Origin of the sequence: Aquibium carbonis (assembly GCF_003970795.1) — a bacterium.
In the GTDB taxonomy this organism is placed as follows: Bacteria; Pseudomonadota; Alphaproteobacteria; order Rhizobiales; family Rhizobiaceae; genus Aquibium; species Aquibium carbonis.
This window is the reverse complement of the sequence record NZ_RWKW01000028.1, coordinates 1-22,347: the sequence shown is the minus strand read 5'-3', so window position 1 is coordinate 22,347 and position 22,347 is coordinate 1. Positions and strand designations below refer to the sequence as shown.

At 66.7% G+C, this 22,347-nt stretch carries 21 protein-coding genes; 10 read left to right on the top strand and 11 right to left on the bottom strand.

Annotated elements, in window-relative coordinates:
• Position 1: 1 nt before the first annotated feature.
• The 8 genes from EJC49_RS07855 to EJC49_RS07820 all read left to right on the top strand — a co-directional run bounded on the left by EJC49_RS07855 (position 2) and on the right by EJC49_RS07820 (position 9,582).
• Positions 2 to 799, top strand: coding sequence for an ABC transporter permease (locus EJC49_RS07855; RefSeq protein ID WP_126699014.1), 798 nt, complete (start codon positions 2 to 4; stop codon positions 797 to 799).
• A 39-nt stretch (positions 800 to 838) separates the two neighbouring features.
• On the top strand, positions 839 to 1,969 hold the full coding sequence (locus EJC49_RS07850; RefSeq protein WP_126698998.1) for an ABC transporter ATP-binding protein: 1,131 nt from the start codon (positions 839 to 841) through the stop codon (positions 1,967 to 1,969).
• A 15-nt stretch (positions 1,970 to 1,984) separates the two neighbouring features.
• Positions 1,985 to 2,875, top strand: coding sequence for a PHP domain-containing protein (locus EJC49_RS07845; protein ID WP_126698996.1), 891 nt, complete (start codon positions 1,985 to 1,987; stop codon positions 2,873 to 2,875).
• Positions 2,876 to 3,042: 167 nt separating this feature from the next.
• Entirely contained in the window at positions 3,043 to 4,188 is a 1,146-nt protein-coding gene (locus tag EJC49_RS07840) for a DUF7986 domain-containing protein (protein WP_126698994.1), read from the top strand.
• 213 nt (positions 4,189 to 4,401) lie between these two features.
• Positions 4,402 to 4,842, top strand: a complete 441-nt coding sequence (locus EJC49_RS07835) for a DUF3597 domain-containing protein (RefSeq protein ID WP_126698992.1) — start codon at positions 4,402 to 4,404, stop codon at positions 4,840 to 4,842.
• 171 nt (positions 4,843 to 5,013) lie between these two features.
• Entirely contained in the window at positions 5,014 to 5,850 is an 837-nt protein-coding gene (locus tag EJC49_RS07830) for a DUF72 domain-containing protein (RefSeq protein WP_126698990.1), read from the top strand.
• Positions 5,851 to 5,965: 115 nt separating this feature from the next.
• The gene (locus EJC49_RS07825) at positions 5,966 to 8,302 is read left to right on the top strand and encodes an NADP-dependent malic enzyme (protein ID WP_126698988.1); all 2,337 of its coding nucleotides are present in this window, start codon (positions 5,966 to 5,968) and stop codon (positions 8,300 to 8,302) included.
• Between the two features lie 38 nt (positions 8,303 to 8,340).
• On the top strand, positions 8,341 to 9,582 hold the full coding sequence (locus EJC49_RS07820) for a DUF2865 domain-containing protein (protein ID WP_126698986.1): 1,242 nt from the start codon (positions 8,341 to 8,343) through the stop codon (positions 9,580 to 9,582).
• Here EJC49_RS07820 and gltX read toward each other — a convergent pair.
• The 3 genes from gltX to EJC49_RS07805 all read right to left on the bottom strand — a co-directional run bounded on the left by gltX (position 9,500) and on the right by EJC49_RS07805 (position 13,251).
• Positions 9,500 to 10,873, bottom strand: coding sequence for a glutamate--tRNA ligase (gene gltX, locus EJC49_RS07815; protein WP_126698984.1), 1,374 nt, complete (start codon positions 10,871 to 10,873; stop codon positions 9,500 to 9,502). The two genes, EJC49_RS07820 and gltX, sit on opposite strands and share 83 nt — an antisense overlap.
• On the bottom strand, positions 10,870 to 12,114 hold the full coding sequence (locus EJC49_RS07810) for an MFS transporter (protein ID WP_126699012.1): 1,245 nt from the start codon (positions 12,112 to 12,114) through the stop codon (positions 10,870 to 10,872). The genes gltX and EJC49_RS07810 overlap by 4 nt, the downstream gene beginning before the upstream one ends.
• 144 nt (positions 12,115 to 12,258) lie before the next feature.
• Positions 12,259 to 13,251 carry a FecR family protein gene (locus EJC49_RS07805; RefSeq protein ID WP_210211770.1) on the bottom strand — a complete coding sequence of 331 codons (993 nt, stop codon included), beginning with the start codon at positions 13,249 to 13,251 and terminating at the stop codon, positions 12,259 to 12,261.
• 317 nt (positions 13,252 to 13,568) lie between these two features.
• Between EJC49_RS07805 and rimO the strand changes: the two genes are divergently transcribed.
• The gene (rimO, locus tag EJC49_RS07800; RefSeq protein WP_126698982.1) at positions 13,569 to 14,882 is read left to right on the top strand and encodes a 30S ribosomal protein S12 methylthiotransferase RimO; all 1,314 of its coding nucleotides are present in this window, start codon (positions 13,569 to 13,571) and stop codon (positions 14,880 to 14,882) included.
• A 17-nt stretch (positions 14,883 to 14,899) separates the two neighbouring features.
• On the opposite strand, the gene EJC49_RS07795 is transcribed toward rimO, so the two are convergent.
• From EJC49_RS07795 to EJC49_RS07760, 8 genes are all read right to left on the bottom strand, one after another.
• Positions 14,900 to 15,949 (bottom strand): DNA polymerase III subunit delta', encoded by a 1,050-nt coding sequence (locus EJC49_RS07795; protein WP_126698980.1) that lies wholly within the window; start codon positions 15,947 to 15,949, stop codon positions 14,900 to 14,902.
• Complete coding sequence (gene tmk, locus EJC49_RS07790; RefSeq protein WP_126698978.1) at positions 15,946 to 16,608, bottom strand: dTMP kinase; 663 nt, start codon at positions 16,606 to 16,608, stop codon at positions 15,946 to 15,948. The genes EJC49_RS07795 and tmk overlap by 4 nt, the downstream gene beginning before the upstream one ends.
• 104 nt (positions 16,609 to 16,712) lie before the next feature.
• Positions 16,713 to 17,870 (bottom strand): D-alanyl-D-alanine carboxypeptidase family protein, encoded by a 1,158-nt coding sequence (locus tag EJC49_RS07785; RefSeq protein WP_126698976.1) that lies wholly within the window; start codon positions 17,868 to 17,870, stop codon positions 16,713 to 16,715.
• A gap of 186 nt (positions 17,871 to 18,056) precedes the next feature.
• Positions 18,057 to 19,265, bottom strand: coding sequence for a septal ring lytic transglycosylase RlpA family protein (locus EJC49_RS07780; RefSeq protein WP_126698975.1), 1,209 nt, complete (start codon positions 19,263 to 19,265; stop codon positions 18,057 to 18,059).
• Between the two features lie 271 nt (positions 19,266 to 19,536).
• Entirely contained in the window at positions 19,537 to 19,947 is a 411-nt protein-coding gene (locus EJC49_RS07775) for a universal stress protein (protein WP_126698973.1), read from the bottom strand.
• Between the two features lie 104 nt (positions 19,948 to 20,051).
• Complete coding sequence (locus EJC49_RS07770) at positions 20,052 to 20,813, bottom strand: alpha/beta fold hydrolase (RefSeq protein WP_126698971.1); 762 nt, start codon at positions 20,811 to 20,813, stop codon at positions 20,052 to 20,054.
• 21 nt (positions 20,814 to 20,834) lie between these two features.
• A complete protein-coding gene (locus EJC49_RS07765; RefSeq protein ID WP_126698969.1) occupies positions 20,835 to 21,335 on the bottom strand; it encodes a DUF192 domain-containing protein in 501 nt (166 codons plus the stop codon).
• A 14-nt stretch (positions 21,336 to 21,349) separates the two neighbouring features.
• Positions 21,350 to 21,946, bottom strand: a complete 597-nt coding sequence (locus EJC49_RS07760; RefSeq protein WP_126698967.1) for a cold-shock protein — start codon at positions 21,944 to 21,946, stop codon at positions 21,350 to 21,352.
• A gap of 224 nt (positions 21,947 to 22,170) precedes the next feature.
• Between EJC49_RS07760 and EJC49_RS07755 the strand changes: the two genes are divergently transcribed.
• Positions 22,171 to 22,347 (top strand): VOC family protein (locus EJC49_RS07755; protein WP_170314649.1); only part of this gene is annotated, 177 nt, incomplete at its 3' end.

Sequence of the window (22,347 nt, the reverse complement as noted above, 5' to 3'; positions counted from 1 at the left end):
GATGCGGCTGGACTGGAAGGGCTGGCTGATCGCCGCCCTGCTGACGGTGGCGATCCTGCTTCCCCTCGTCAATGTCGCCGTCTGGTCCTTCACGGAGGTGTGGCGATATCCGGCGGTCATCCCGCAGAAGTTCGGCTTCCGCTTCTGGGGAGACGTCCTGGGCCGTCGCGACGTGCGCGACGCGGTGATGACGTCGCTGTCGCTGGCAGCCATCGTCACGGCGCTGTCGGCGCTCATCTGCCTGCCCGCCTCCTACGCCTTCGCCAGGATGAACTTTCCCGGTCGCAACCTGTTTTTCATGTCGTTCCTCACCGTCTACGCGTTTCCGAAGTTCGGGCTCTACATCACCATTGCGACGATCTTCATCGGGCTGGGGCTGATCGGCAATTTCTGGGGCGTGGTGCTGATCCAGCTCGTCTCGACCCTGATGTTCATGGTGTGGATCCCGGTGTCGGCGTTCCAGAACGTCGATCGACGGCAGGAGGAGGCCGCGCGCGACGTCGGAGCCTCGCCGCTGCGGGTGTTCTGGTCGATCACCATGCCGCAGGTTCTGCCGGCCATCACAGCCGCCGTGCTGCTCACCTTCGTCAACACCTTCTACGAGACCGAAGTCGCATGGCTCATCGGCGCCCCGGAGGTGCGGACCGTCCCGCTCCTGATGATCCGCTTCATCAACTCCGAGCTCATCGTCCAGTACGGCGCGATCCTGTCGCTCATCATGTGGGTGCCATCGTTTCTCTTGCTGATCGTCGCTCGCCGGTTCCTGGGCGCGCAGGCGCTGGGCCGGGCCTTCGCCTGACAATCCGGGCCTTCGCCTGACAACAAGGAGTGTCTCTCCATGGCCGAACTCGAAATAAGGAATCTGAGCCGCGTCTTCGGCGCCACCCGCGCCGTCAACGACGTGTCGATTTCCGTCGCTCACGGCGAACTGCTCTGCCTGCTCGGTCCGTCGGGCTCCGGCAAGTCGACGGTACTGCGGATGCTGGGCGGCTTCGAGCGTCCGGACAGCGGCTCGATCCTCATCGACGGAAAGGATGTCACAAACCTTCCACCCGAGCGGCGGCCCACGGGCATGGTGTTCCAGAGCCATGCGCTGTGGTCGCACATGGACGTGTTCTCCAACGTCGCCTTCGGCCTGAAGCTGCGACGGCTGCCCCGGCAGGACATCCGGCAGCGAACCGAGGCGGCGCTCGACATGGTCGGGCTCGCCGGATTCGGCCCGCGCCGCCCGACGAAACTGTCGGGTGGCCAGCAGCAGCGCGTCGCGCTCGCGCGTTCGCTGGTGCTGGAACCGAAGATCCTGCTCCTCGACGAGCCCTTCGCCAGTCTCGACCAGCACCTTCGCGAACGCATGCGCGAAGAGGTGCGCGAGATCCAGCAGCGCGCCGGCATCACCATGGTCTTCGTCACCCACGGTCAGGACGAGGCGCTTGCTCTGGCCGACCGCATCGCCGTCATGCGTGACGGGCGGCTGGAACAGGTGGACAAGCCCGACGCCGTCTACCGACGGCCGCGCACGGCGTTCGTGGCGGGGTTCATCGGCCAGATGAACCTGATCGACGGCGAAGTGCGGGCCGGCAGTCTCAACGCGGCCGGCGTGACGGTGGCGGTGGCGCTCGCCGACGGGCCGGCCACGCTGGCCATGCGTCCCGAAGACATCGGCCTCCAGCGCGCGTCGGGCGCAGACGCCGCGACTGTGCACCGCGTGATCGACTTCGGCACGCATCTTTCCGTTGAGCTTCAGGCCTCCGGCGGCACCCGCCTCAAGGCGACGGCGCAGCCGGGTTCGGGCTGGACCGCCGGAATGCAGGCGCATCTGCATCCACGCAAGTTCGCGGTCTACCGCGACGGAACGTTGTGCGGCCTGCCGCTGGCGCCGGGCCGGGCCGATCTTCCGCTGTCGCTGCAGTCCCTGGTGACCGACCAGGCCCCTGCATCGCGCGACCACCTGGCTTCCAATCATTCCTAGGAAAGAAAGTTCGACATGCTCACCGCCTTCACCTCGTCCGGCCGCTTCCTGCGCGGGAACTTGCACTGCCATTCCTCGCGATCGGATGGGGATCCGACGCCGGAACGGGTGTGCGCCTTCTATCGCGAGGCCGGATATGACTTCATCAGCCTGACCGACCACTTCATGGAACGCTTCGGCTATCCGATCGTCGACACGACCGGATTTCGCGCGGAAGGCTTCACCACGCTGATCGGCGCCGAGCTTCACGCCCCCGGACTGGGCAATGGAGAGATCTGGCACCTCGTCGCAAACGGGCTGCCGCTCGATTTCGCCCGGCCCCAGTCTGGCGAGGGCGCAGCCGAACTGGCGCAGCGCGCGATCGACGCCGGCGCATTCGTTTCCCTCGCGCATCCGGGCTGGTACGGGCTGACACTGAACGATGCCCTGGCCTTGCCCGAGGTTCACGCCGTCGAGGTCTTCAACTCGATCTGCGACTGGGAGACGGGGCGCGGCGATGGCGGCTACCTGATCGACCAGATGCTGAACGCCGGCCGCCATGCGGGCGTCATCGCCACCGACGACGCGCATCGCTACCAGGGCGAGGCCTGTCGTGCCTGGGTCATGGTCAAGGCGGAGGAGAACACGCCCGAGGCGATCCTCTCGGCGCTGAAGGCCGGCGCCTACTATGCCTCGCAGGGCCCGGAGATCCGTCACGTGGAGATCGACCGCGACTGGCTCAACGTCGAGACGAGCCCGGTCGACAGCGTCTGGCTGGTCGGGCACGCCTCGCGATCCAAGGTCGTGATGGGCCCCGGCATCACCCACGCGCGCCTGCCGCTGGAGAAGTTCTCGCAGGGCTGGGCACGTCTCGTCGTGCGCGATGGGCAGGGGCGCCACGCCTGGAGCAATTCGCTCCGGGTTTAGCCGACGGCCTGCCAGTACCAGCGGGGCGTCGACCCGACGCGCCGCCGGTCATGGTTCGCTGCCCGGATTCATCTCCCGGCGCCCGGTTCCAGCCCCGCGCCCTTGCGCGCCATGGCCGAAAAGCCTAGCTCGAAGGCATCGTCAGCGAAGGGTCGAGGCAGGACGGCATGAGCAGAAGGCACGGGCTCGACGGGCTGGCCCGCTGGGCGGAGCGGGACGACTGGGCCGAACATTTCGACGAGGTGTTCGACCGGCATTTCGGCGACATCCTCGATGATCGCGATCTCGATTTCGAGGAGCTGGACGAGCTCATCGGCGAAGCCCAGGCCGACATGCTGTGGGCATGGGCCTTCGAGGATTTCGCCACCCGGCCGCGACCGGACGACGGGCAGACCGTCATCGACGATTACCTGAAACGTCGCGGCTGGAAGGAGAGCGTCACCAACCGGCGCTATCTGGAGGCGCTGAAGAGCTCGGTCGTCGGCTTCTGGGCGGTCGTCGAGGTCCAGCCACGGCGCTCCGTCACGCTTCGCGACCTGCTCGGCGACACGGAAACGGTGGTGCTGGACGATCCGGCGCTGGCCGACGCGCTGCGCCAGGGCGACCAATTCGCCGCTCGCGTGGTGGAGATTTCCGGCCGGATGCGCATCGCGGGCGCGACGCTGGTGTTTCCCGATCCGATGACCGACCTCCTGCTCGAAGGCATGCAGGCCCTGATGCAGAACTACCGGACGGAGGTGCGCGCGGCCGTCCACGAGAGCGATCCGGCTGGCGAACTCGCAGACGAGACCATCGACGACATGTTCATGCTCGCCTTCGCCGGCGCCTTCTTTGGCGGCGCCTGGCTCGACGGCGTGCTGTCGGACCTGCTGGAGGACGAGACCGCGACGGCGATCAATCTCGAAGGAGAGCCGATCCTCTTCCACACGATGCGGTTCGCACTGGCCCGGCGCGCCGCCTCGCTCAGTCTGCGGGCGCGGCTGGACGATGCCCCCGGCCTGACACGCGATGGCGCGGACCGCTGGCTCTGGCTGGCAGACGCCAAGCCCTTGCCGGTGGCGGACGGCGAACGGGCGGTGTTTGCCGAACTCGTCGAAGGCGGGCGCGAGGTGGCCGGCCGCCTCGAGCTCAAGGCCGGGACGTTGACGCTCGTCGTCAACTCCGCCGCCCGCGCGCTGCGCGGCCAGGCGTTGATAAGGGAGGCTGTCGAGGACCTGCTCGGCGAGCCGGAAACCACGAGCCAGACGCTCGCGCAGCATCTGGAGGCGAATCCGCAAGCCGCCGCCCACCTTGTCGAGGGGCCTCGGCAGTAGAACGGATTGCCCGGTTCGGTTTCGCGGCGGTCGGTTCTTCCGTCTCTGTCGTCCGGGTGCGCGGGAGCCGAGGCCGAATGCCGATCGGGCCGCGGACGAAGCCGCTTTATCTTGTCATTCGTGCGCACTAAAACGATGATAGGCGCATTTCCGCGCGGACGGGCCTGCCGATCGTCGACACGAAATCCGGCATGGCGAAACGGAGGACTGAGCATGGGTATCTTCGACAAGATCAAGAACGCCATCTGGGGCAGCGACGAAGAGGAGGCGGCGCCCGTCATCGCCGACGCGTCGTCCAAGCCCGTGGTCGCATCGGCCTCCACCACCACCTCCCCTACCGCCGCGCCCGCCCCGCCGAAAACCGGCGTGGCAGCCCCGGCGCCCGCCGCCGCGCGCGGCCCGGTCGATGTCGCTGCCATCCTCGATGCCGCCGTCAAGCGCAGCGGCCAGAAGCTCGACTGGCGCAAGTCCATCGTCGACCTGATGAAGGCGCTGGGGCTCGACAGCAGCCTTGGCGCGCGCAAGGAGCTTGCAGCCGAACTCGGCTATACCGGCAGCACGAGCGATTCCGCGGCCATGAACATGTGGCTGCACAAGCAGGTGATCCAGAAGCTGAAGGACAATGGCGGCCAGGTTCCCGCCGAGCTGCTCTGACGGCCTCGCCGGGCGGCGTTGCGGCCGCCCGGCGGCCATTTCAGAGCGCCGCCCCGGCTTCAGGGCGTGTCAGCAATGGCCTGCCCTTGCCGCCTTGGCGGGTGGACATTCGCGGCGCGGGGCGACAACGCTCGAAGGATGGCACTCCGGCAACCACAGCGAGCACCAATCATGGCCCCTTCACAGAAGAGCCGCCCCGACGAGACGAATGCCGGGAAGATCCGCACCGGCATGGGCGGCTGGACCTTCGAGCCCTGGGAAGGCAGCTTCTACCCCGCCGACCTGCCGAAGAAGAAGCAGCTCGAATTCGCCGCCAGGCAGGTGACGACCATCGAGGTCAACGGCACCTATTATCGTGGCCAGACGCCCGAGACCTTCGCCAAATGGGCGGCCGAGGCGCCCGACGGCTTCGTCTTCTCGCTCAAGGGCAACCGCTTCGTCACCAACAAGAAGGTGCTCGCCTCGACCGGCGAATCGATGGAAAAGTTCTTCGCTCAGGGAATCGAGGAACTCGGCGACAAGCTCGGCCCCATCGTCTGGCAGTTCGCACCGACAAAGAAATTCGAGGCCGACGATTTCGAGGCCTTCCTGAAGCTCCTGCCCGAAAAACACGCCGGCCTGCGGCTGCGGCACGTGCTGGAAGTGCGCCACGCCTCCTTCGTCGACCCCGCCTTCGTCGCGCTGGCGCGTGCCTATGGCACGGCCATCTGTTACGCGCATCATTTCGACTATCCCGAGATCGCCGACGTGACCGCCGATTTCGTCTACGCCCGTCTCCAGCGTGGCGACGACGACGTGCCGACCGCCTATTCGCCGGCCGAACTCGATGCCTGGGCGGCGCGCCTGCGGCTCTGGGCGCAGGGCGGCGTGCCGGACGACCTGCCGATCGCCGATGCGGCGGCCGTGGTGAAAACGGTGCCGCGCGACGTCTATGCCTACATCATCCACGAGGGAAAGATCCGCGCGCCGCAGGGCGCCATGGCGCTGCAGCGTCTCGTCGACGGCTGACCTCGCTCCCGCCTGCGGCGGCGTCGAAACAGTTTCCGCCGTCATGCCCTCGAAATCCGCTGCCATCATGCTAAACCGGTTCGATCGCACGGCGAGGCAGGCGGATTTATCGTTCATGACGCAGCAGACACCCAAACCAGCGCTCTCGGATCTCGACGAGGCGGCTCTGTTCTTCCACCGCTATCCGGAACCGGGAAAGCTGGAGATCCAGGCGACGAAGCCGCTCGGCAACCAGCGCGACCTGGCGCTGGCCTACTCGCCGGGCGTGGCGGCGCCGTGCCTGGCCATTGCCGACGATCCCGCCACCGCCGCGCTCTACACCGCCCGCGCCAACCTCGTCGGCGTCGTCTCCAACGGCTCGGCCGTTCTCGGCCTTGGCAACATCGGCCCGCTGGCGTCGAAACCGGTGATGGAGGGCAAGGCGGTCCTGTTCAAGAAGTTCGCCGGCATCGACGTCTTCGACATCGAGATCGATGCGCCCGGCATCGACGCGATGGTCTCGACGGTGGCCGCGCTCGAACCCACCTTCGGCGGCATCAATCTCGAGGACATCAAGGCGCCGGAATGCTTCGAGGTCGAGGAGCAGTTGAAGGCGCGGATGAACATCCCGGTCTTCCACGACGACCAGCACGGCACCGCCATCATCGTCGCCGCCGCCGTTCTCAATGCGATGGAACTGGCCGGCAAGGACATCGGCGAGGTGAAGATCGTGACGTCCGGCGCGGGCGCGGCCGCGCTCGCCTGCCTCAACCTGCTGGTCTCGCTGGGCGCGCGGCGCGAAAACATCTGGGTCACCGACCGCTTCGGCGTCGCCTACAAGGGCCGCGTCGACGAGATGGACCGCTGGAAGGACCCCTACGTCAAGGACACCAACGCGCGCACGCTCGTCGACGTCATTGGCGGCGCCGACGTCTTCCTCGGCCTGTCGGCGGCCGGCGTCCTCAAGCCCGAGCTGCTCGCGCACATGGCGCCCAACCCGTTGATCCTGGCGCTCGCAAACCCGGTGCCCGAGATCATGCCGGAACTCGCGCGCACGGCGCGGCCCGACGCGATGATCTGCACCGGCCGGTCGGACTTCCCCAACCAGGTCAACAACGTGCTGTGCTTCCCCTACATCTTCCGCGGCGCGCTCGACGTCGGCGCGACGGCGATCAACGAGGAGATGAAGATGGCGGCCGTGCGCGCCATCGCAGCCCTTGCCCGAGAGGAACCCTCGGACGTCGCCGCGCGCGCCTATGCCACCGAGACGCCGACCTTCGGCCGTGACTTCCTGATCCCCTCCCCCTTCGACCCGCGCCTGATCCTGCGCATCGCGCCCGCTGTCGCGAAGGCCGCCTGCGACAGCGGCGTCGCCACGCGGCCGATCGCCGACATGGATCACTACATCGACCGGCTGAACCGCTTCGTCTTCCGCTCGGGGCTGGTCATGAAGCCCGTGTTCTCGGCCGCGCGCGGCGCGTCGGCCCGGCGCGTCATCTATGCCGATGGCGAGGACGAACGCGTGCTGCGTGCCGCGCAGGTGGTGCTCGAGGAAGGCATCGCCCGTCCGATCCTGATCGGCCGGCCGAGCGTCATCGACACGCGCCTGCGCCGCTACGGCCTGAAGGTGAAGCCCGGCGTCGATTTCGATCTGGTCAATCCGGAAGACGATCCGCGCTACCGCGACTATGTCGACCACCTCATCCAGCTCGCCGGACGGCGCGGCGTCACGCAGGAGGCGGCGCGCACGCTGGTGCGCACCAACACGACCGTGATCGCGGCGCTGGCGCTGGTGCGCGGCGAGGCCGACGCCATGATCTGCGGCCTGGAGGGCCGGTTCGAACGGCATCTGCGCAACGTCGACCTGATCGTCGGCCGCCGCGAGGGCGTGCGCGACCTGTCGGCGCTGTCGATGCTGATCATGCAGCGCGGCGTCACCTTCTTCACCGACACCTATGTCTCCGTCGATCCGACCGCCGAGGAGATCGCCGAAATGACGCTGCTGGCGGCGGAGGAAATCCGCCGCTTCGGCATCGAGCCTAAGGCGGCGCTGCTCTCGCTGTCGAATTTCGGCTCCCGCGACACGCCGAGCACGCTGAAGATGCGCAAGGCCGCCGCGCTGGTCGCCGAGATGGCGCCCGACCTGGAGGCCGACGGCGAGATGCATGGCGATTCGGCGCTGTCGGTCGTGCTGCGCAACCGCGTCTATCCGCATTCCAAGCTGACCGACGAGGCCAATCTGCTCGTCTTCCCGACGCTCGACGCCGCCAACATCGCGCTGACCACGGTCAAGGCGCTGACGGATGCGCTCCACGTCGGCCCCATCCTGCTCGGAACCGCCCGGCCAGCCCACATCCTGACGCCGTCGGTCACCTCGCGCGGCGTCGTCAACATGACGGCGCTTTCGGTCGTCGAGGCGTCCCAGAGCGCACCCGCCCTGCCGGCCAACGAAGGGTTAACCACGACCGGCTAGCATGCACCGCGCTTCATGACGGTGGGATCGGCGAGGACATGGCAGTTGCGGTGACACCGGAGGGGGCAATACGTCGCGCGATGCTCGCCATGGTGCTGCTCCTCGCTGGCGTGCTCGCCACTTCCGATGCCAGCGCCTCGTCGCGCCTGTGCCGCGACCTCGAAGGCCAGCTCGCACGGGTCGGCGGCGGCGGCGCTTCGCCTGCCCGCGCACGCCAGTACGAGCGCGCCATCGCCGACCAGCGCCGGCAGATCGATCGGGCCGAAAGCCAGGCGCGCCGCGCCGGATGCGCGGGCGGCTTCGGCAGGTCCTCGCCATCCGCCTGCCAGTCCTTGCGCGCGACGCTGGATCGCATGTACGCCAACCTCTCCACCCTGGAGCGAAGCCACCGCCAGCTTTCCGGCGGCCGACGCGACGACGCGACGGCGCGCGCGCGCATCCTGGCATCGCTGGACGCCAATGGCTGCCGCACAACGACTGCTACCCGCCGGCCGGACGGCTCGGTCGGGAGCGCAGGACCCACCTTTCTCGATCGCCTGTTCGGCGGCGGCCTGCAGGACCGGCAGCCGGAGGAGGTCATGCGCGAGCCTGTCGAAACCGACCGGCAGCGCCAGCGCAGCGTCATCGTGAACGGCAGCCGGATCGAGATCCGGCCGCGCGTGTCGGGCACGTTCCGCACGCTGTGCGTCCGATCCTGCGACGGCTACTTCTTTCCGGTCGCCTATTCGACGTCGGCGGCCGAGCTCGACCGGGACGCGGCCGCGTGCCGGGCCCAGTGCCCGGGCACGGAGGTCGAACTCTACATCCATCGGACGCCCGGTGAGGAAACCAGCGAAATGGTGTCCCTGGCGGGCGTGCCCTACACGCAGTTGCCCACCGCTTTCCTGTACCGCAAGGCCGGCTTCGTCCGTCCGCAGACCTGCGGCTGCGGCGTCCCGAAGAACTTCTCCATCCTTGCCGGGGACCACGCGCAACCGGTCGAGGCCGACCCGGTCGGCGTCGAGGCGCCGGCGTCGGAGATGGTGGCCGTTCCCCTGCCCCGCCCGAGGCCCGATCCCGCGACCGATCTCGAAACCATGGTCAACCGCGACGGCGGGCTGGATCAGGCCGCGATCCGCAACATCGTCAACGCATTGAAGGCCGACCCGGTACCGACCGCCTCCACCAGCCTGCCGGGAGCCGAAGGTGAACGCCGGATCAGGGTCGTCGGGCCAGCGTTCCTGCCCGACCCAGAAGGGGCAATAGATCTGCAAGCTCCGGTCCCGACTCTCGTCCAGTGAGGGCGAGCCGCAGCGGCATGAACAGCGCCTTGCCCTTCCGACCGGTCTTTTCGCGAATGGCGCTCGTCCATTCCTTGAAGGTGCCCGCCTCCCAGGGCTCTTCGGGCAGGAGGTCGAATGCCTCGCGCAGGAAAGCAACGTCCTCGGCGCTGAAGGTCACGCCCGGTTCGGGCCTGACGGTGACGATCTTCCACCACGAGGTCACGTCCTGCACGCGGTCGAGATTGCCCTTGATCGCCATCCAGAAAGGCTCGGCTTTCTCGCCCATGACGCCATAGGCCACCAGCCGGTCCCGGAGCGCTTCGAAGGGCATCGCCTGGATGATGGCGCGATTGAGATTGGTGAGGTCATCGGGATCGAATTTCGACGCCGAGCGTGACGTCGCCGCCGGATCGAAACGCTCGGCCAGCTTGAGCATGTCGCTTTCCGGCACCACGTTTTCCGACGTGCCGGTCAGCACGGCCAGCGACGCGATCGCCATCGGCTCCAGTCCGCTTTCGCGCAGGCTGCGGATCGACAGGGCGCCCGTGCGCTTCGACAGGCCCTCGCCGGTCGCCGTCGTCAGCAGATTGTGGTGCCCGAAGGCCGGCACGGTCGCGCCGAGCGCCTGGAACAGCGCGATCTGCACGCCGGTGTTGGTCACATGGTCGTCGCCGCGGATGACATGGGTGATCCCGAATTCGATGTCGTCGGCGACGGAAGGAAGCGTGTAGAGATAGGTGCCGTCCTCCCGCACGAGGATCGGGTCGGACAGGGATCCGAGGTCGACCATTTCGCGCCCGCGCACGATGTCGGTCCAGGTGATCTCGGTGCGCACCGGATCGAAGGGATCGCGGCGGTAGTTCGGCAGGCGAAACCGCCAGTGCGGCTTGCGGCCTTCGGCCTCGAAATTCGCCCGGTCCTGATTCGAATAGGCGAGGCCTTCGCGGCCATAGATCGGCGGCAGCCGGCGCGACAGGCGGATCTTCCGCTTGAGTTCGAGTTCTTCCGCCGTCTCGTAGCAGGGATAAAGCGCGCCGCTCCGCTTCAGGCGCTCGACCGCTTCCTCGTGCGAGGCCCGGCGGCGGGACTGATACTCCACCGCATCGGGAAAGATGTTCAGCCAGTGGAGATCGTAGAGCGTCTGGTCGGCATATTCCTGCCGCGAGCGTTCCGCGTCGGTGTCGTCGAACCGCAGGATGAACCGGCCCCTGTTCTTCAGGGCGAACAGCCAGTTGAACAGCGCCGTCCGGGCGTTGCCGATGTGGATCTGGCCGGTCGGCGATGGGGCGAAGCGTACGGTGACGGTCATGATCGCGAGGTATCCGAAGGGTGAGATGCTGACAAGCTACGCTGCCGAAGCCTGCGGGTCACCACGCTCATGACCGCGACCATGGCAAAACAATAGAGCCCCATCACCACGATCTGGGCAGGCAGCGCGATCCCGATGTCGATGAGGTATCCGGTCAGCCCCGGTCCCATGGCCGTGGCGAAGACGAGGATGGCGACCATCACGGCCCGAATCGAGCCCAGATGCTTCAGCCCGTAGATTTCAGGCCACAGAGAGCCGAACAGCGTCGAGGAGAAACCGTAGGACAGGCCAAGAAGCGCCATGAAGACGAAGACGCTCCATTGCGCCTCGAGGAGCCCCAGCGCCAGGCACGACAGGCCGAGCGGGACGAGGAACGTCGGCAGCAGCGAGACCGCCGAGAAGCGGTCGACCAGTTGCCCGGCGATCAGCGCGAAGGTGATGGTCATCGCCGCCATGAAGGTGAACGAGCCGGCGAAGAGTTCCAGCGACCAGCCGCGCAGTTCCACCAGGTAGACCTGGTGGAAGAAGATCGTCGTGCCGATGAAGCCCGGCGCCATCACTCCCATGAGAAGCAGATAGAACAGCGGATCGCCCAGCACCTCCGCGCGGGTCCAGTCGCGTGCGACGGGTTTCGTCGAGACGGGATCCGACGCGCGCGGCGCCCGCTCGACCGCGATCAGACCGAAGATCGCCGGCAGCGCGAACAGCATCAGCACCGCGGCGGCGACGAGCCAGGAGTTGCGCCATCCAACCAGGCCCGCCACCAGCACGAACAGCAGCGGAAAGACCGCCTCTCCGGCATTGTGCCCGAGCGTCGTGACCGAGACCGCGCGACCGCGCTGGGCGGAAAACCAGCGCGCCATCGCGGTCATCGCGTTGTGGGTCATCATGCCCTGCCCGAACAGCCGCAGCATGTAGATGCTGAGAACCAGGACGACGACGTGGCTGGAGACCGACATCATCACGGCGGCCAGCGCCAGCATCGGCATGGTGACCAGCGCGACCTTCTGCGCCGGATGACGATCGACGATCTGGCCGAGCTTCGGCAGCGTCAAGGCACTGCCCAGGGTAGCCACCATGTAGATCAGGCCGAAATCGCCATGCGACAGGCCATATTCGCGCCGTACGTCGCCGGCCGACAACGAGATGAAGAAGGTCTGGCCGAAGGAGGAAAAGAAGGTCAGCAGGAAGCCGCCGGCCAGCCAGCGTGCATTGTCGCGAAGAAAGACGAGGAAGGGCATGGGCACGCGGACGAATGATTGGCGTCCGTCGCGGTCATGCGAGGGGCACGATTCTCGTCCTTAAAGCACGCGCCTCGAGATGAAAACCGGACCCTCGCGATCTGCATGCCGGCGCGGCACGTCGCGACGACCCTCGACGACCGGTCAGCCGCGCCCGGGGCCGCCTCCGGGCCCGTTGCCGTTTCCTTCGTTCCCGGTGCCGTTTCCACCGCCATTGCCGGCGCCGACGCCGCTGTTGCCGCTGTTGCCGCTACCGCCGCCATTGCCGTTTCCCGGGCCGACGCCGTTGCCTTCGTTCCCGGTGCCGTTTCCGCCGCCATTGCCGACCCCGACGCCGCTGTTGCCGGTGCCACCCGTGTTTCCACCACCACCGCCGCCGCCGCTGTTGCCGCCGCCGCCGCCCGGACCGGGCGGGTTGCCGGGCACGTTGCCTCGCTGGGTGTTGCCCGACGGCGTCGTCGAGATGCTGCTCGACAATCCGCAGCTGTCGCCGGTGCGGAAGCGTCGCGACAGCTGCTGGTCCCCGGTCATGAACGGCAGGGCCCTCACGTTCGAGACCTGCCGCAGAACGCCTTGGTTGACGCGCGACGGCCTGGTGATGCCGCCGCGGGGCGTCGCCACGACATAATCGCAGCGGCGCGTCAGTTCCTGACATCCGCTGCGGCCGCAGAAACGGGCCACCCCGCTCAGAAGCACGACGGCCGTCACCCCGCCCTTGCCGACATAGACGTCGAGGGCCGTCCCGCGGATGCCGATCGTGCCTGCAGGCGTGTTGATCTTGTAGGCCGACGACGGTGATCCGCCGCTGATCCATCGAAAGCTGCCTTTTGCGGCGCTGATGGTCAGGTCCTTGAACGAAGAGCCGCCGCCATAGACGAACTTGTCGATGACGATCGAGGAATTCAGGCCGATGGCGAATTTCGTTCCATCCCGGAAAACGAACTCTCCAAGACCGGACGCGGACGTCTTGAGCCTTTCGTCGCGGTAGACCGGAGACTTTTCCGCCAGGGTTCTGCCGTCACCGGTCACCGACGTCCGGATGAGAACGGCCTCCCCGACCGTTTCGGCCGCGTTGGCCGCAAGAGCGGCGAGGGAGAACAGCCCCCCGGTCAGTAGCGATTTCCAACCATTCGACATGACAGATTACGCTTTACAAAATTAACCAAGCGTTAATCATATGACTATTTACAAGCTTACGCAACGTAAATCTTATAAACTTACAATTGCAGAGAATTTTCGGAAATAAGACATGTATAACGTGTCGGAATCGGAAGTTGTTCTCCCATGGGTTGAATGGTGGACGCGGGGCATCCCCCGCCCGGCGGCAGGCGGCCAGCCCGGACGAGGACGTGGCGAACGAAGGGAGGCGATGCGGGGAAGTAGACGATGACCGCGGCCCGAAATCTGTGCTATGGGCGCGGCAACCTCCATTTCCGCCCATCGAAAGTCCCGCAATGAACGCTCCGCGCGTCTCCTTCGTCAGTCTCGGTTGCCCCAAGGCGCTGGTCGATTCCGAGCGCATCCTGACGCGCCTGCGCGCCGAGGGCTACGAGATCGCCCGCAAGCACGACGGCGCCGACCTCGTGGTCGTCAACACTTGCGGCTTTCTCGATTCCGCCCGCGACGAATCCCTCGCGGCGATCGGCGAAGCCATGGCCGAGAACGGCAAGGTCATCGTCACCGGCTGCATGGGCGCGACGCCGGAGCTGATCCGCGAAAAACATCCCAACGTGCTCGCCATCACGGGGCCGCAGGCCTACGAAAGCGTCATGGCCGCCGTCCACGAGGCCGCGCCGCCGGCGAACGAGCCGTTCTTCGACCTGATGCCGCCGCAGGGCGTGAAGCTGACGCCGCGCCACTATGCCTATCTGAAGATTTCCGAGGGCTGCAACAACCGCTGCTCCTTCTGCATCATTCCGGTGCTGCGCGGTGATCTCGTCTCCAGGCCCGTGGGCGACGTGCTGCGCGAGGCGGAGCGCCTGGTGAAGGCCGGGGTGAAGGAACTCCTCGTCATCTCCCAGGACACCAGCGCCTATGGCGTGGACGTGAAATACGCCACGAGCCAGTGGCACGACCGCGAGATCCGCACGCGCTTCCTCGACCTCGCGCGCGAACTCGGCGATCTCGGCGCCTGGGTCCGCATGCACTACGTCTACCCCTACCCCCATGTCGACGAGGTCATTCCGCTGATGGCCGAGCACAAGGTGCTGCCCTATCTCGACATCCCCTTCCAGCATGCCTCGCCTCGTGTCCTGAAGAACATGCGCCGTCCGGCCCACCAGGAAAAGACGCTGGAGCGCATCGGCCGCTGGCGCGAGACCTGCCCTGACCTGGCGCTTCGTTCGACCTTCATCGTCGGCTTCCCCGGGGAGACGGAGGAGGATTTCGAGATGCTGCTCGACTGGCTGGACGAGGCGAGGATCGAGCGGGCCGGCTGCTTCAAGTACGAGCCCGTCGGCGGCGCGCGCGCCAATGATCTCGGACTGGACGCCGTGCCGGAGGAGGTCAAGCAGTCCCGCTGGAACCGCTTCATGGCACGTCAGCAGAAGATTTCGGCAAATCTCCTGAAGAAGAAGGTCGGCAAGCGCCTGCCCGTCATCATCGACGAGGCGAACGGGACCATCGCCAAGGGACGCACGAAATACGACGCGCCCGAGATCGACGGCGCCGTGCATGTCCAGTCGCGCCGTCCGCTGCGCGTCGGCGACATCGTCACGGTGAAGATCGACGAGGCCGACGCCTACGATCTTCGCGGCCAGGCGGTCTGACGCACGTCGCTCGGCGCTCAGGCCGCTTTCGCCACGAGGCCGTGGATGCGGCGAACGAGCCCGATCACGTGCTGGCGCTTGTCGAGATTGTAGGTCTCGGTTTCGACGATGGTCCGGCTGGTTTCCTGCCAGAGCGCCGACAGCGCCTCGGCGCGGACGAGATCCCCGGCCAGTGCCGCGTTGGCCGCCTGCGTTCCCACCCGGTCGAGCGCATGGGCGTTGAACAGCGAGAACGGGATGGCCTGGTCGCGTCCCGCCACGGCGTCGGCGAGCTTGGTTGCCGCCGCTGCATCGAAGCGGCCCGCGTGGATGATCGCTTCCAGCGCGCCGGCGATCTCGAGCCCGCCATACTCCGTCAGAAGGATGGCCTCGCGCACGCTGCCGCCCGCCTGCGCGGCGAGCCCGGCGGCGTCCGCCACCGCCAGACCGAAGCCCGACAGGACGCTTTCGAGCTGCGCGGGCTGCAAGCCGTGCAGCCGCACGCTCTGGCAGCGCGACCGAATGGTCGGCAGCAGCCCGCCGGCCGCATGCGAGATGAGGATGAACAGCGTCCGCGAGGGCGGCTCTTCCAGGTTCTTCAGCAGCGCATTGGCGGCGTTGACGTTCATGTCGTCGGCGGGATCGATGATGACGACGCGATAGCCGCCGTCGTGGGAGGTCATCGACAGAAAGCGATTGACCCGGCGGATTTCCTCCACCGTCACGGCGGTCCGGAACACCTTGGTCTTGTCGTTGAGCGGCCGCGCCAGATAGAGCACGCCGGGATGGGCCCCCGAGGCGACCATGCGGAAGAGCGAGGCGTTCGGATCCGGCTTTGCCAGCGTTTCCGGCGCAACGTTTCGATCCGGATATCTCAGCAGGTGGTTGGCCAGATGGAAGGCGAAGGTGGACTTGCCGATGCCGCGCGGTCCCGAAAGGATCAGCGCGTGATGCATCTTGCCTGCGCGATAGGCGGCGGCAAGCCGGTCGGCCTCCCCGTCATGGGCCAGCAGCAAGGGGTTTTCGGATGGTTCAGGAATGCCGTCCAGCGTGTCGTGCTGTTCCGGCGCAAGCCTTTCGAAGGTCATTCGGCCGCGGCCCTGGCTTCGTGATCGGAGAGCAATCGCTCGACGGACGCCTTGATGCGGTCGGCCACCTCGTCTTCGGTTCCGCCGGCGTTGATCAGCACGCAGCGATCGGGTTCGCGCATGGCGATGTCGAGAAAGGCCTCGCGCCGCCGCGCGTGGATCGCGACCGTCTCCTTCTCGAAACGATCGGCGGCGGCTTCGACGCCGCGGCGCTCGCCCGCCCGCCGCAATCCCTCGACGGGATCGAGATCGAGGATCAGCGTGAGATCCGGCATCATCCCGTTGACGACGATCCGTTCCAGCACCGAAACGAAGGCTGGATCGAGGTCGCCCGTCGCGCCCTGATAGACGCGGCTCGAATCGAGGAAGCGGTCGCACAGCACGATCGCGCCCCTCTCGACGGCCGGGCGGATGACCTGCTCGACATGATCGGAGCGGGCGGCGGCGAACAGCAGCGCTTCCATGCGCGGTCCCAGCGGTTCGGCGGCACCGGACAAGAGGACGTGGCGCACGGCTTCGGCGCCCGGCGAGCCGCCCGGTTCGCGCGTGACGACGACGTCGTGGCCCTTGCCGCGCAGGAGATCGGCCAGCCGCCTGATCTGCGTCGACTTGCCCGCGCCCTCGCCGCCCTCGAATGTGATGAACAGTCCGCCGTTCAACAAGGTCTGTCCCTATCGCGATCCAGCCGCCTTCATAGTCGCGCCGATCGGTCAGGTCCACGCCGCAGGACGTGTACGACGCGCACGCGCCGCCGCATCACCCGCTAGCGCATCCATCCGACCAGCAATTCGCCGATTGCGTCGATCGCGCGGCTGTGCAGCGATCCGGTCCCGACGCTCTCGGCCGTATAAAGCGGTGTTTCCTGGCTCAGCGTGTCGCCGATCCACACCTTCAGTGTTCCGACCGCCATTCCCTCCTCCACCGGCGCCTGCAAGGGCCCCTCGTAGACGATTCGGGCGACGAGACGGTCGCGGTTGGTGATCGGAACGAAGATCGCCACCGGCGCCTTCGCCTTCAGCGCCACGCCGCCCTTCTCGCCGCCATAGAGCTTGGCCTCACCCACCACTTCGTCGGCCGTGTAGATCTCGCGCTTCTCGAAGGCACGCATGCCCCAGTCGAGAATGCGGCGCGCCTCCTCGGCGCGCGCGTTCTCGCTCGGAAGGCCGCTGAGCGCGGCGAAGATCCGCCGGCCCTGACGTTCGACCGAGCCGACGATCGCATAGCCGGATTCGGCCGTGTAGCCGGTCTTCAGGCCATCGGCGCCGATGTCCATCCTGAGCAGCGGGTTGCGATTGGTCTGCCGGATCCTGTTCCAGGTGAATTCGGTCTGCGAATAGTAGCGGTAGTATTCGGGGTATTCGCGCCAGATGTGATGCGCCAGAAGGGCAAGCTCCCGTACCGTCACGATCTGACCCTCGGCCGGCAGGCCGGTCGAGTTCCGGAATACCGAGGTCGACAGCCCGATCCGCCGGGCGCGCTCGGTCATCAGCTGGGCGAAGTTCTCCTCCGATCCGGCCATGCCTTCTGCGATGATGATGCAGCCGTCATTGGCGGACTGCACGACAACGCCCTGGATCAGGTCCTCGAGCCGGATCGACGACCGGATCGCGGCAAACATCGTCGAGGTGCCGGATGGCGCGCCGCCCGTCCGCCAGGCATTCTCGCTGACCAGGAACTCGTCGTCCATGCTGAGACGGCCCGACTTCAGCGCATGAAAGACGACCTCCATGGTCATCAGCTTGGCCAGCGAAGCGGGCGGAATGGGTTTGTCCGCATCCTTGGCGTAGAGCACCGTTCCGGTCTCGGCATCGATCAGAAAGGCCTGCTCGGCCCGCGTCTCGAACAGCTGCGCCTGCACCGGCAGCACCAGGATCAGCAGTAGGGCGAAGGACGTCGAAAGCGTCCTGAAGTGACGGAACATGATCCTCGATCCTGTTGCGAACGTCGCCAGCCGGCGCAGGCCGAAGACTATGCCCCGATTGCGGCCAAACAACAGCATCCGCCGCAATCTATCAGCCGGGGGTCGGACCGATCAACACGACCGGACCGGTGTTCGCGGACCTGCGGCGAGAGGCCCCCGCCAACGGCCGGGCGCCATGCGGTCGCGCTACTCGCGCACCATCAGGGCGTTGGTCGCGCCGGCCGCCCACGCTGCGCGCAGCATGCCGTCGAGGGTCGTGCGGCCGTCGGAATGCAGCGCGATGGTGTACCAGGTCGTGCCTTCCGCCGGCTCGACCGACATCTCCACGGCGCCGACGGAGCCCAGGCCGCGCGCGACCGCCTCGGCCTCGCCACGGTCGTCGAACGAGCCCACGGCGATGTAGGGCGACGAGATGGCCGATGGCGTCGCGGCGGCGCCACGGCTCCGCTCCCAGGCGGCGACGATCATGGCCGGGGTCAGGCCGGCGTCGAAGGCGGCGAAGGGGTTGCCCGAGCGCGAGATGCGCTCGTCGGCGTAGGACAGCGACGCGAGCGTCACGCCGCGGTCGTTGAAGGCGATTTCCGGGCGCTCCGGCACCGCTGGTCCGACGGCCGGCAGCGCGATGTCGCCAGCCGACGCAAACAGCCCGGCCGAGGCGAAGGCCTGGCTCGAGGCGGCGGCGCTCACGGTGGGCGTCGATCCGTTCATCGCGATCATCACCCCCGTCGCCGTTTCGCCGGGCAGGTCGTAGGGGCTGCCGCCCTTTCCAGGGCGATAGGATGCCATGAGATACTGGTCGTCCTGCCCATGCAGCGGCGCGCGGCCGACATATTCGACCTTCACCTTGGCGACACCGGCATGCTTGTAGTCGAGGAGTTCGGCGGCACGTTTCGAGAGGTCGATGATGCGGTCGTTGGCAAACGGTCCGCGGTCGTTGATGCGCACGATCACCGAGTTGCCATTGGTCGTGTTGGTCACCCGGGCATAGCTCGGCAGCGGCATGGTCGGGTGCGCCGCGGTCAGGTGGGTCATGTCGTAGACTTCGCCATTGGCCGTCAGGCGCCCGTGAAAGGCATCGCCATACCAGGACGCGGCGCCGACCTTGAGGTAGTTGGGATCTTCCTTCGGCTTGTACCACTGGCCCTTGACCTTGTAGGGCTTGCCCAACTGGTCACGGCCGCCGCCACGCGGCACGCGCGACGTCTTGTCGGCGACCACCAGCGGGCTGGCCTTCACGCCATAGATCGATTCCGGGAAATATTCCTTTGACCGCTTCGTCACCTTGGCGGTGGAGACCGGCGACTGGCTCGAACAGGCGACGAGGACGACGCTCATCAACGCTGCGGCCCCAACGGAGAACACGCGTTTCTTTCGTGCGCGCGCCAAGTCGTTCATGCGGTCTTGTCCCCGGTCACTCTCTTTCGCATGCCTTTCGGAATGCGAGCCTGCCAATTGTCGTTCTCGCCGCCCCCGCAACGCGCTCGACAGGTCTGCTCTACAGAGCAAGTGCTTAGCACATTCTTAACTTCTTGTGGCCGGATCGGGGCGAGATTGTGACGCGCCGACACAAAGCTGCCCTATCGGGACGCGCGACGGCGTACGCTATGCTTGCCGGTCGCTTCGATCCGGCCATCTTTGCGTCCCTTGGACGGCCCGATACTGTCGCTCAACGGATGACCAGCACCGAACATCTGGAATGGCGCACCACGCGCGCCGCGGTCGACCCGATCAGGTAGTCTTGCAGCCCCGGCCGATGCGACGCGATCACGATGACGTCGGAGCCGTGTTCGTCGGCGGCCTCCAGGATCGCGGAAGCCGGCTGTCCGATCCGCACGTCGATCGCGGCGTTCAGCCCCTCGCGCCGCGACAGGTCCTCCAGGGTCCGGATGGACTCCTCCTTCTGGCTGGCGAGGATTCCGCTCGGCAGTTCGATGGCGACGTAGCTTGGAATGTCTTCCACGACATGCAGAAGGACGATCTGCCCGTCCTGGCCGCGCAACTGCACCGCCGCGTCGATCATCGATCTGGCCTTGGTGTCGTCATGCAGGTCGATCGGAATGAGAATTCTGGAAAACATCGCCAATCCCTCCGGCTCCCGTTTGTTGAGCGAGACAATGCGACGGACGCCTTCAGGCGGCCTTGCGCTGGATCAACGAAAAAGGAGGACGGGCGCGGAAAGGATCAGCCGTGCAGCGGATGCGCGGCCAGGAACGCGAGAACCCGCTTCTTGAACGTGCGATCGCCCACCGAGAGCATGTGATCACGCCCCTCGATCGCGAAGGCTTCGGCGTCGGGCATCAGTCCCGCCAGCAGGTCCGGCGATCCGGCGATGTCGTCGGTGGTGCCCACGGCCACGAGCGTCGGCTGGGTGATGCGCGCCGCATCCGCTTCCGAAACGAGATCGCGCGAGGTGGCGATGCAGGCCGCGAGCGCCTTGCGGTCGCTCCGGGTCTGGTCCGCGAACGCGCGAAACATCTTGCCCCGCGCATCGGTGATCGAGGCCGGGTCTTCGGCCGACAGCGCCCGTGCGATCGGGTCCCAGTCGCCGACGCCTTCCACCATGCCGATGCCCAGCCCGCCGAACACCAGCGTCGCCACCTTGTGCGGATAGGCCAGGGCCGTGAAAGCGCAAATCCGCGCGCCCATCGAGTAGCCCATCAGGTGCGCCTGGTCGATTCCGAGATGATCGAGCAGGGCTGCGGCGTCCGCCGCCATCCGCGCCGGCCGATAGTCTTCCGGATCGTAGCTCTTCTGCGACTGACCATGGCCGCGATTGTCCAAGGCGACGACCCGGTAGCCCGCGTCCCGCAGCGTCTTCACCCAGCCCGGTCCGATCCAGTTCACCAGCATGCTCGACGCAAAGCCATGGATCAGCAGGACGGGATCGCCCTCGCCCTCGTCGATGAAGGCCAGGTCGAGGCCGTCGTGATGGAAGCTCGGCATGCGTTCGCGATCGTCCTGCGGTCAGCCGCCGGTCGCGGCATCGATGATGGGATGCGACAGCCGGTCGCCGACGGTGATGCCCTCGCGCTCGGCGGTCCCGGCATTCAGTTCGAGCACGAAACGCACCGGCTCACCAGGCGAGATCGTGTCGGTGGAGAAGGGCACGCCCGGCAGGATCGCCCGTACCTCGCCGTCCTCGGCGACGAACAGGAGGTCGAGCGGCAGGATCGTGTTCTGCATCCAGAAGCCGACCGGCAGGGTTTCGGGAAAGACGAAAAGCATGCCCTGGTTCTCCGGCATGCGCTCGCGGAACATCAACCCGCGGCTGCGTTCCTCGGGCGTGTCGGCAACCTCGATCTGGAACCGCTTGTCCCCCTCGCCCGTGCGAGCCACCAGCGGCGCGGGATCGATCGGCAGGATCATCGGGCTGCCATGCTCCTGGGCGGAGACGCCGGCCGCCGGGATCAGGAACAGGAAGGCGAGAAGGGCTGGTGCCAACGCCAGCCCGATCGATCGAAACATGGGACATCACCCTGTCAGTTGGAGAACGGCAGCGTCCCAACATCGGGGTGAATTTCGGCGGCCATAAGGCCCTTGTCGCCGCGCCCGAAGCGAACGAGCACCACCTGTCCGGGGCGCAGCTCGGCAATGCCGTACTGGCGCAGCGTCTCCATGTGAATGAAGATGTCCTCGGTGCCCTCGCCGCGGCTGAGGAAACCGAAACCCTTGGTGCGGTTGAACCATTTGACCAGCGCACGCTCGAGCCCGCTTTCGGGCTGCACGCTGACATGGGTGCGCTGCGCGGGAAGCTCCTTGGGATGGGTCGCGGTGCTCATGTCCATCGACAGGACCTTGAAGCACTGAAAGCCGCGCTCGCCGCGCCGCACCAGGCAGACGATGCGCGCGCCCTCCATCGCGGTCTGGAAACCGTCGCGACGGAGGCAGGTGACGTGCAGCAGGACGTCGCCATAGGCCGGCTCGTCGGGCAGGATGAAGCCGTAGCCCTTCGCGACGTCGAACCACTTGATGGCGCCCGCAATCTCGGTGAGATCCTCGGCTTCGTTGCTGCCGCCAGCGTTCACGAACCCTGCCCTGATCAGCTCTCGCCCTTCCGAAGAGGATTTTTCCCCCATCCGAACGCACCTTCCGTCGCAAACTCGACTGATTCCCACAGCCAAGATACCACCCTGCCTGTCCCTGTCAGCATGCGAAAGACATTTTTTTCCGGTTCTGACGACGCCAATTCAAGGCTCGCGCAAGCTTCGGAAAGCTTAGCCCGCCATTCATTGCCATCGGGCAGTGGCAGCGCCATATGCTGCGTTGCGATCCCAAACTGAAATTGTCAGGATATCAACACATGCGTTATCTCCACACCATGGTTCGCGTCACGGACGTGGACGCCTCGCTCGACTTCTACTGCAACAAGCTTGGGCTGGAGGAAGTCCGCCGGATCGACAACGAGAAGGGCCGGTTCACGCTCATTTTCCTCGCCGCCCCGAAGGACAAGGCCACCTCGTCGGCCAATCGCGCGCCC

Excerpts from the sequence above, each read along its gene's own strand:
- EJC49_RS07855 (WP_126699014.1), top strand. The coding sequence starts at position 2 with ATGCGGCTGGACTGGAAGGGCTGGCTGATCGCCGCCCTGCTGACGGTG.
- EJC49_RS07850 (WP_126698998.1), top strand. The coding sequence starts at position 839 with ATGGCCGAACTCGAAATAAGGAATCTGAGCCGCGTCTTCGGCGCCACC.
- EJC49_RS07845 (WP_126698996.1), top strand. The coding sequence starts at position 1,985 with ATGCTCACCGCCTTCACCTCGTCCGGCCGCTTCCTGCGCGGGAACTTG.
- EJC49_RS07840 (WP_126698994.1), top strand. The coding sequence starts at position 3,043 with ATGAGCAGAAGGCACGGGCTCGACGGGCTGGCCCGCTGGGCGGAGCGG.
- EJC49_RS07835 (WP_126698992.1), top strand. The coding sequence starts at position 4,402 with ATGGGTATCTTCGACAAGATCAAGAACGCCATCTGGGGCAGCGACGAA.
- EJC49_RS07830 (WP_126698990.1), top strand. The coding sequence starts at position 5,014 with ATGGCCCCTTCACAGAAGAGCCGCCCCGACGAGACGAATGCCGGGAAG.
- EJC49_RS07825 (WP_126698988.1), top strand. The coding sequence starts at position 5,966 with ATGACGCAGCAGACACCCAAACCAGCGCTCTCGGATCTCGACGAGGCG.
- EJC49_RS07820 (WP_126698986.1), top strand. The coding sequence starts at position 8,341 with ATGGCAGTTGCGGTGACACCGGAGGGGGCAATACGTCGCGCGATGCTC.
- gltX (WP_126698984.1), bottom strand. The coding sequence starts at position 10,873 with ATGACCGTCACCGTACGCTTCGCCCCATCGCCGACCGGCCAGATCCAC.
- EJC49_RS07810 (WP_126699012.1), bottom strand. The coding sequence starts at position 12,114 with ATGCCCTTCCTCGTCTTTCTTCGCGACAATGCACGCTGGCTGGCCGGC.
- EJC49_RS07805 (WP_210211770.1), bottom strand. The coding sequence starts at position 13,251 with ATGTCGAATGGTTGGAAATCGCTACTGACCGGGGGGCTGTTCTCCCTC.
- rimO (WP_126698982.1), top strand. The coding sequence starts at position 13,569 with ATGAACGCTCCGCGCGTCTCCTTCGTCAGTCTCGGTTGCCCCAAGGCG.
- EJC49_RS07795 (WP_126698980.1), bottom strand. The coding sequence starts at position 15,949 with ATGACCTTCGAAAGGCTTGCGCCGGAACAGCACGACACGCTGGACGGC.
- EJC49_RS07785 (WP_126698976.1), bottom strand. The coding sequence starts at position 17,870 with ATGTTCCGTCACTTCAGGACGCTTTCGACGTCCTTCGCCCTACTGCTG.
- EJC49_RS07780 (WP_126698975.1), bottom strand. The coding sequence starts at position 19,265 with ATGAACGACTTGGCGCGCGCACGAAAGAAACGCGTGTTCTCCGTTGGG.
- EJC49_RS07775 (WP_126698973.1), bottom strand. The coding sequence starts at position 19,947 with ATGTTTTCCAGAATTCTCATTCCGATCGACCTGCATGACGACACCAAG.
- EJC49_RS07770 (WP_126698971.1), bottom strand. The coding sequence starts at position 20,813 with ATGCCGAGCTTCCATCACGACGGCCTCGACCTGGCCTTCATCGACGAG.
- EJC49_RS07765 (WP_126698969.1), bottom strand. The coding sequence starts at position 21,335 with ATGTTTCGATCGATCGGGCTGGCGTTGGCACCAGCCCTTCTCGCCTTC.
- EJC49_RS07760 (WP_126698967.1), bottom strand. The coding sequence starts at position 21,946 with ATGGGGGAAAAATCCTCTTCGGAAGGGCGAGAGCTGATCAGGGCAGGG.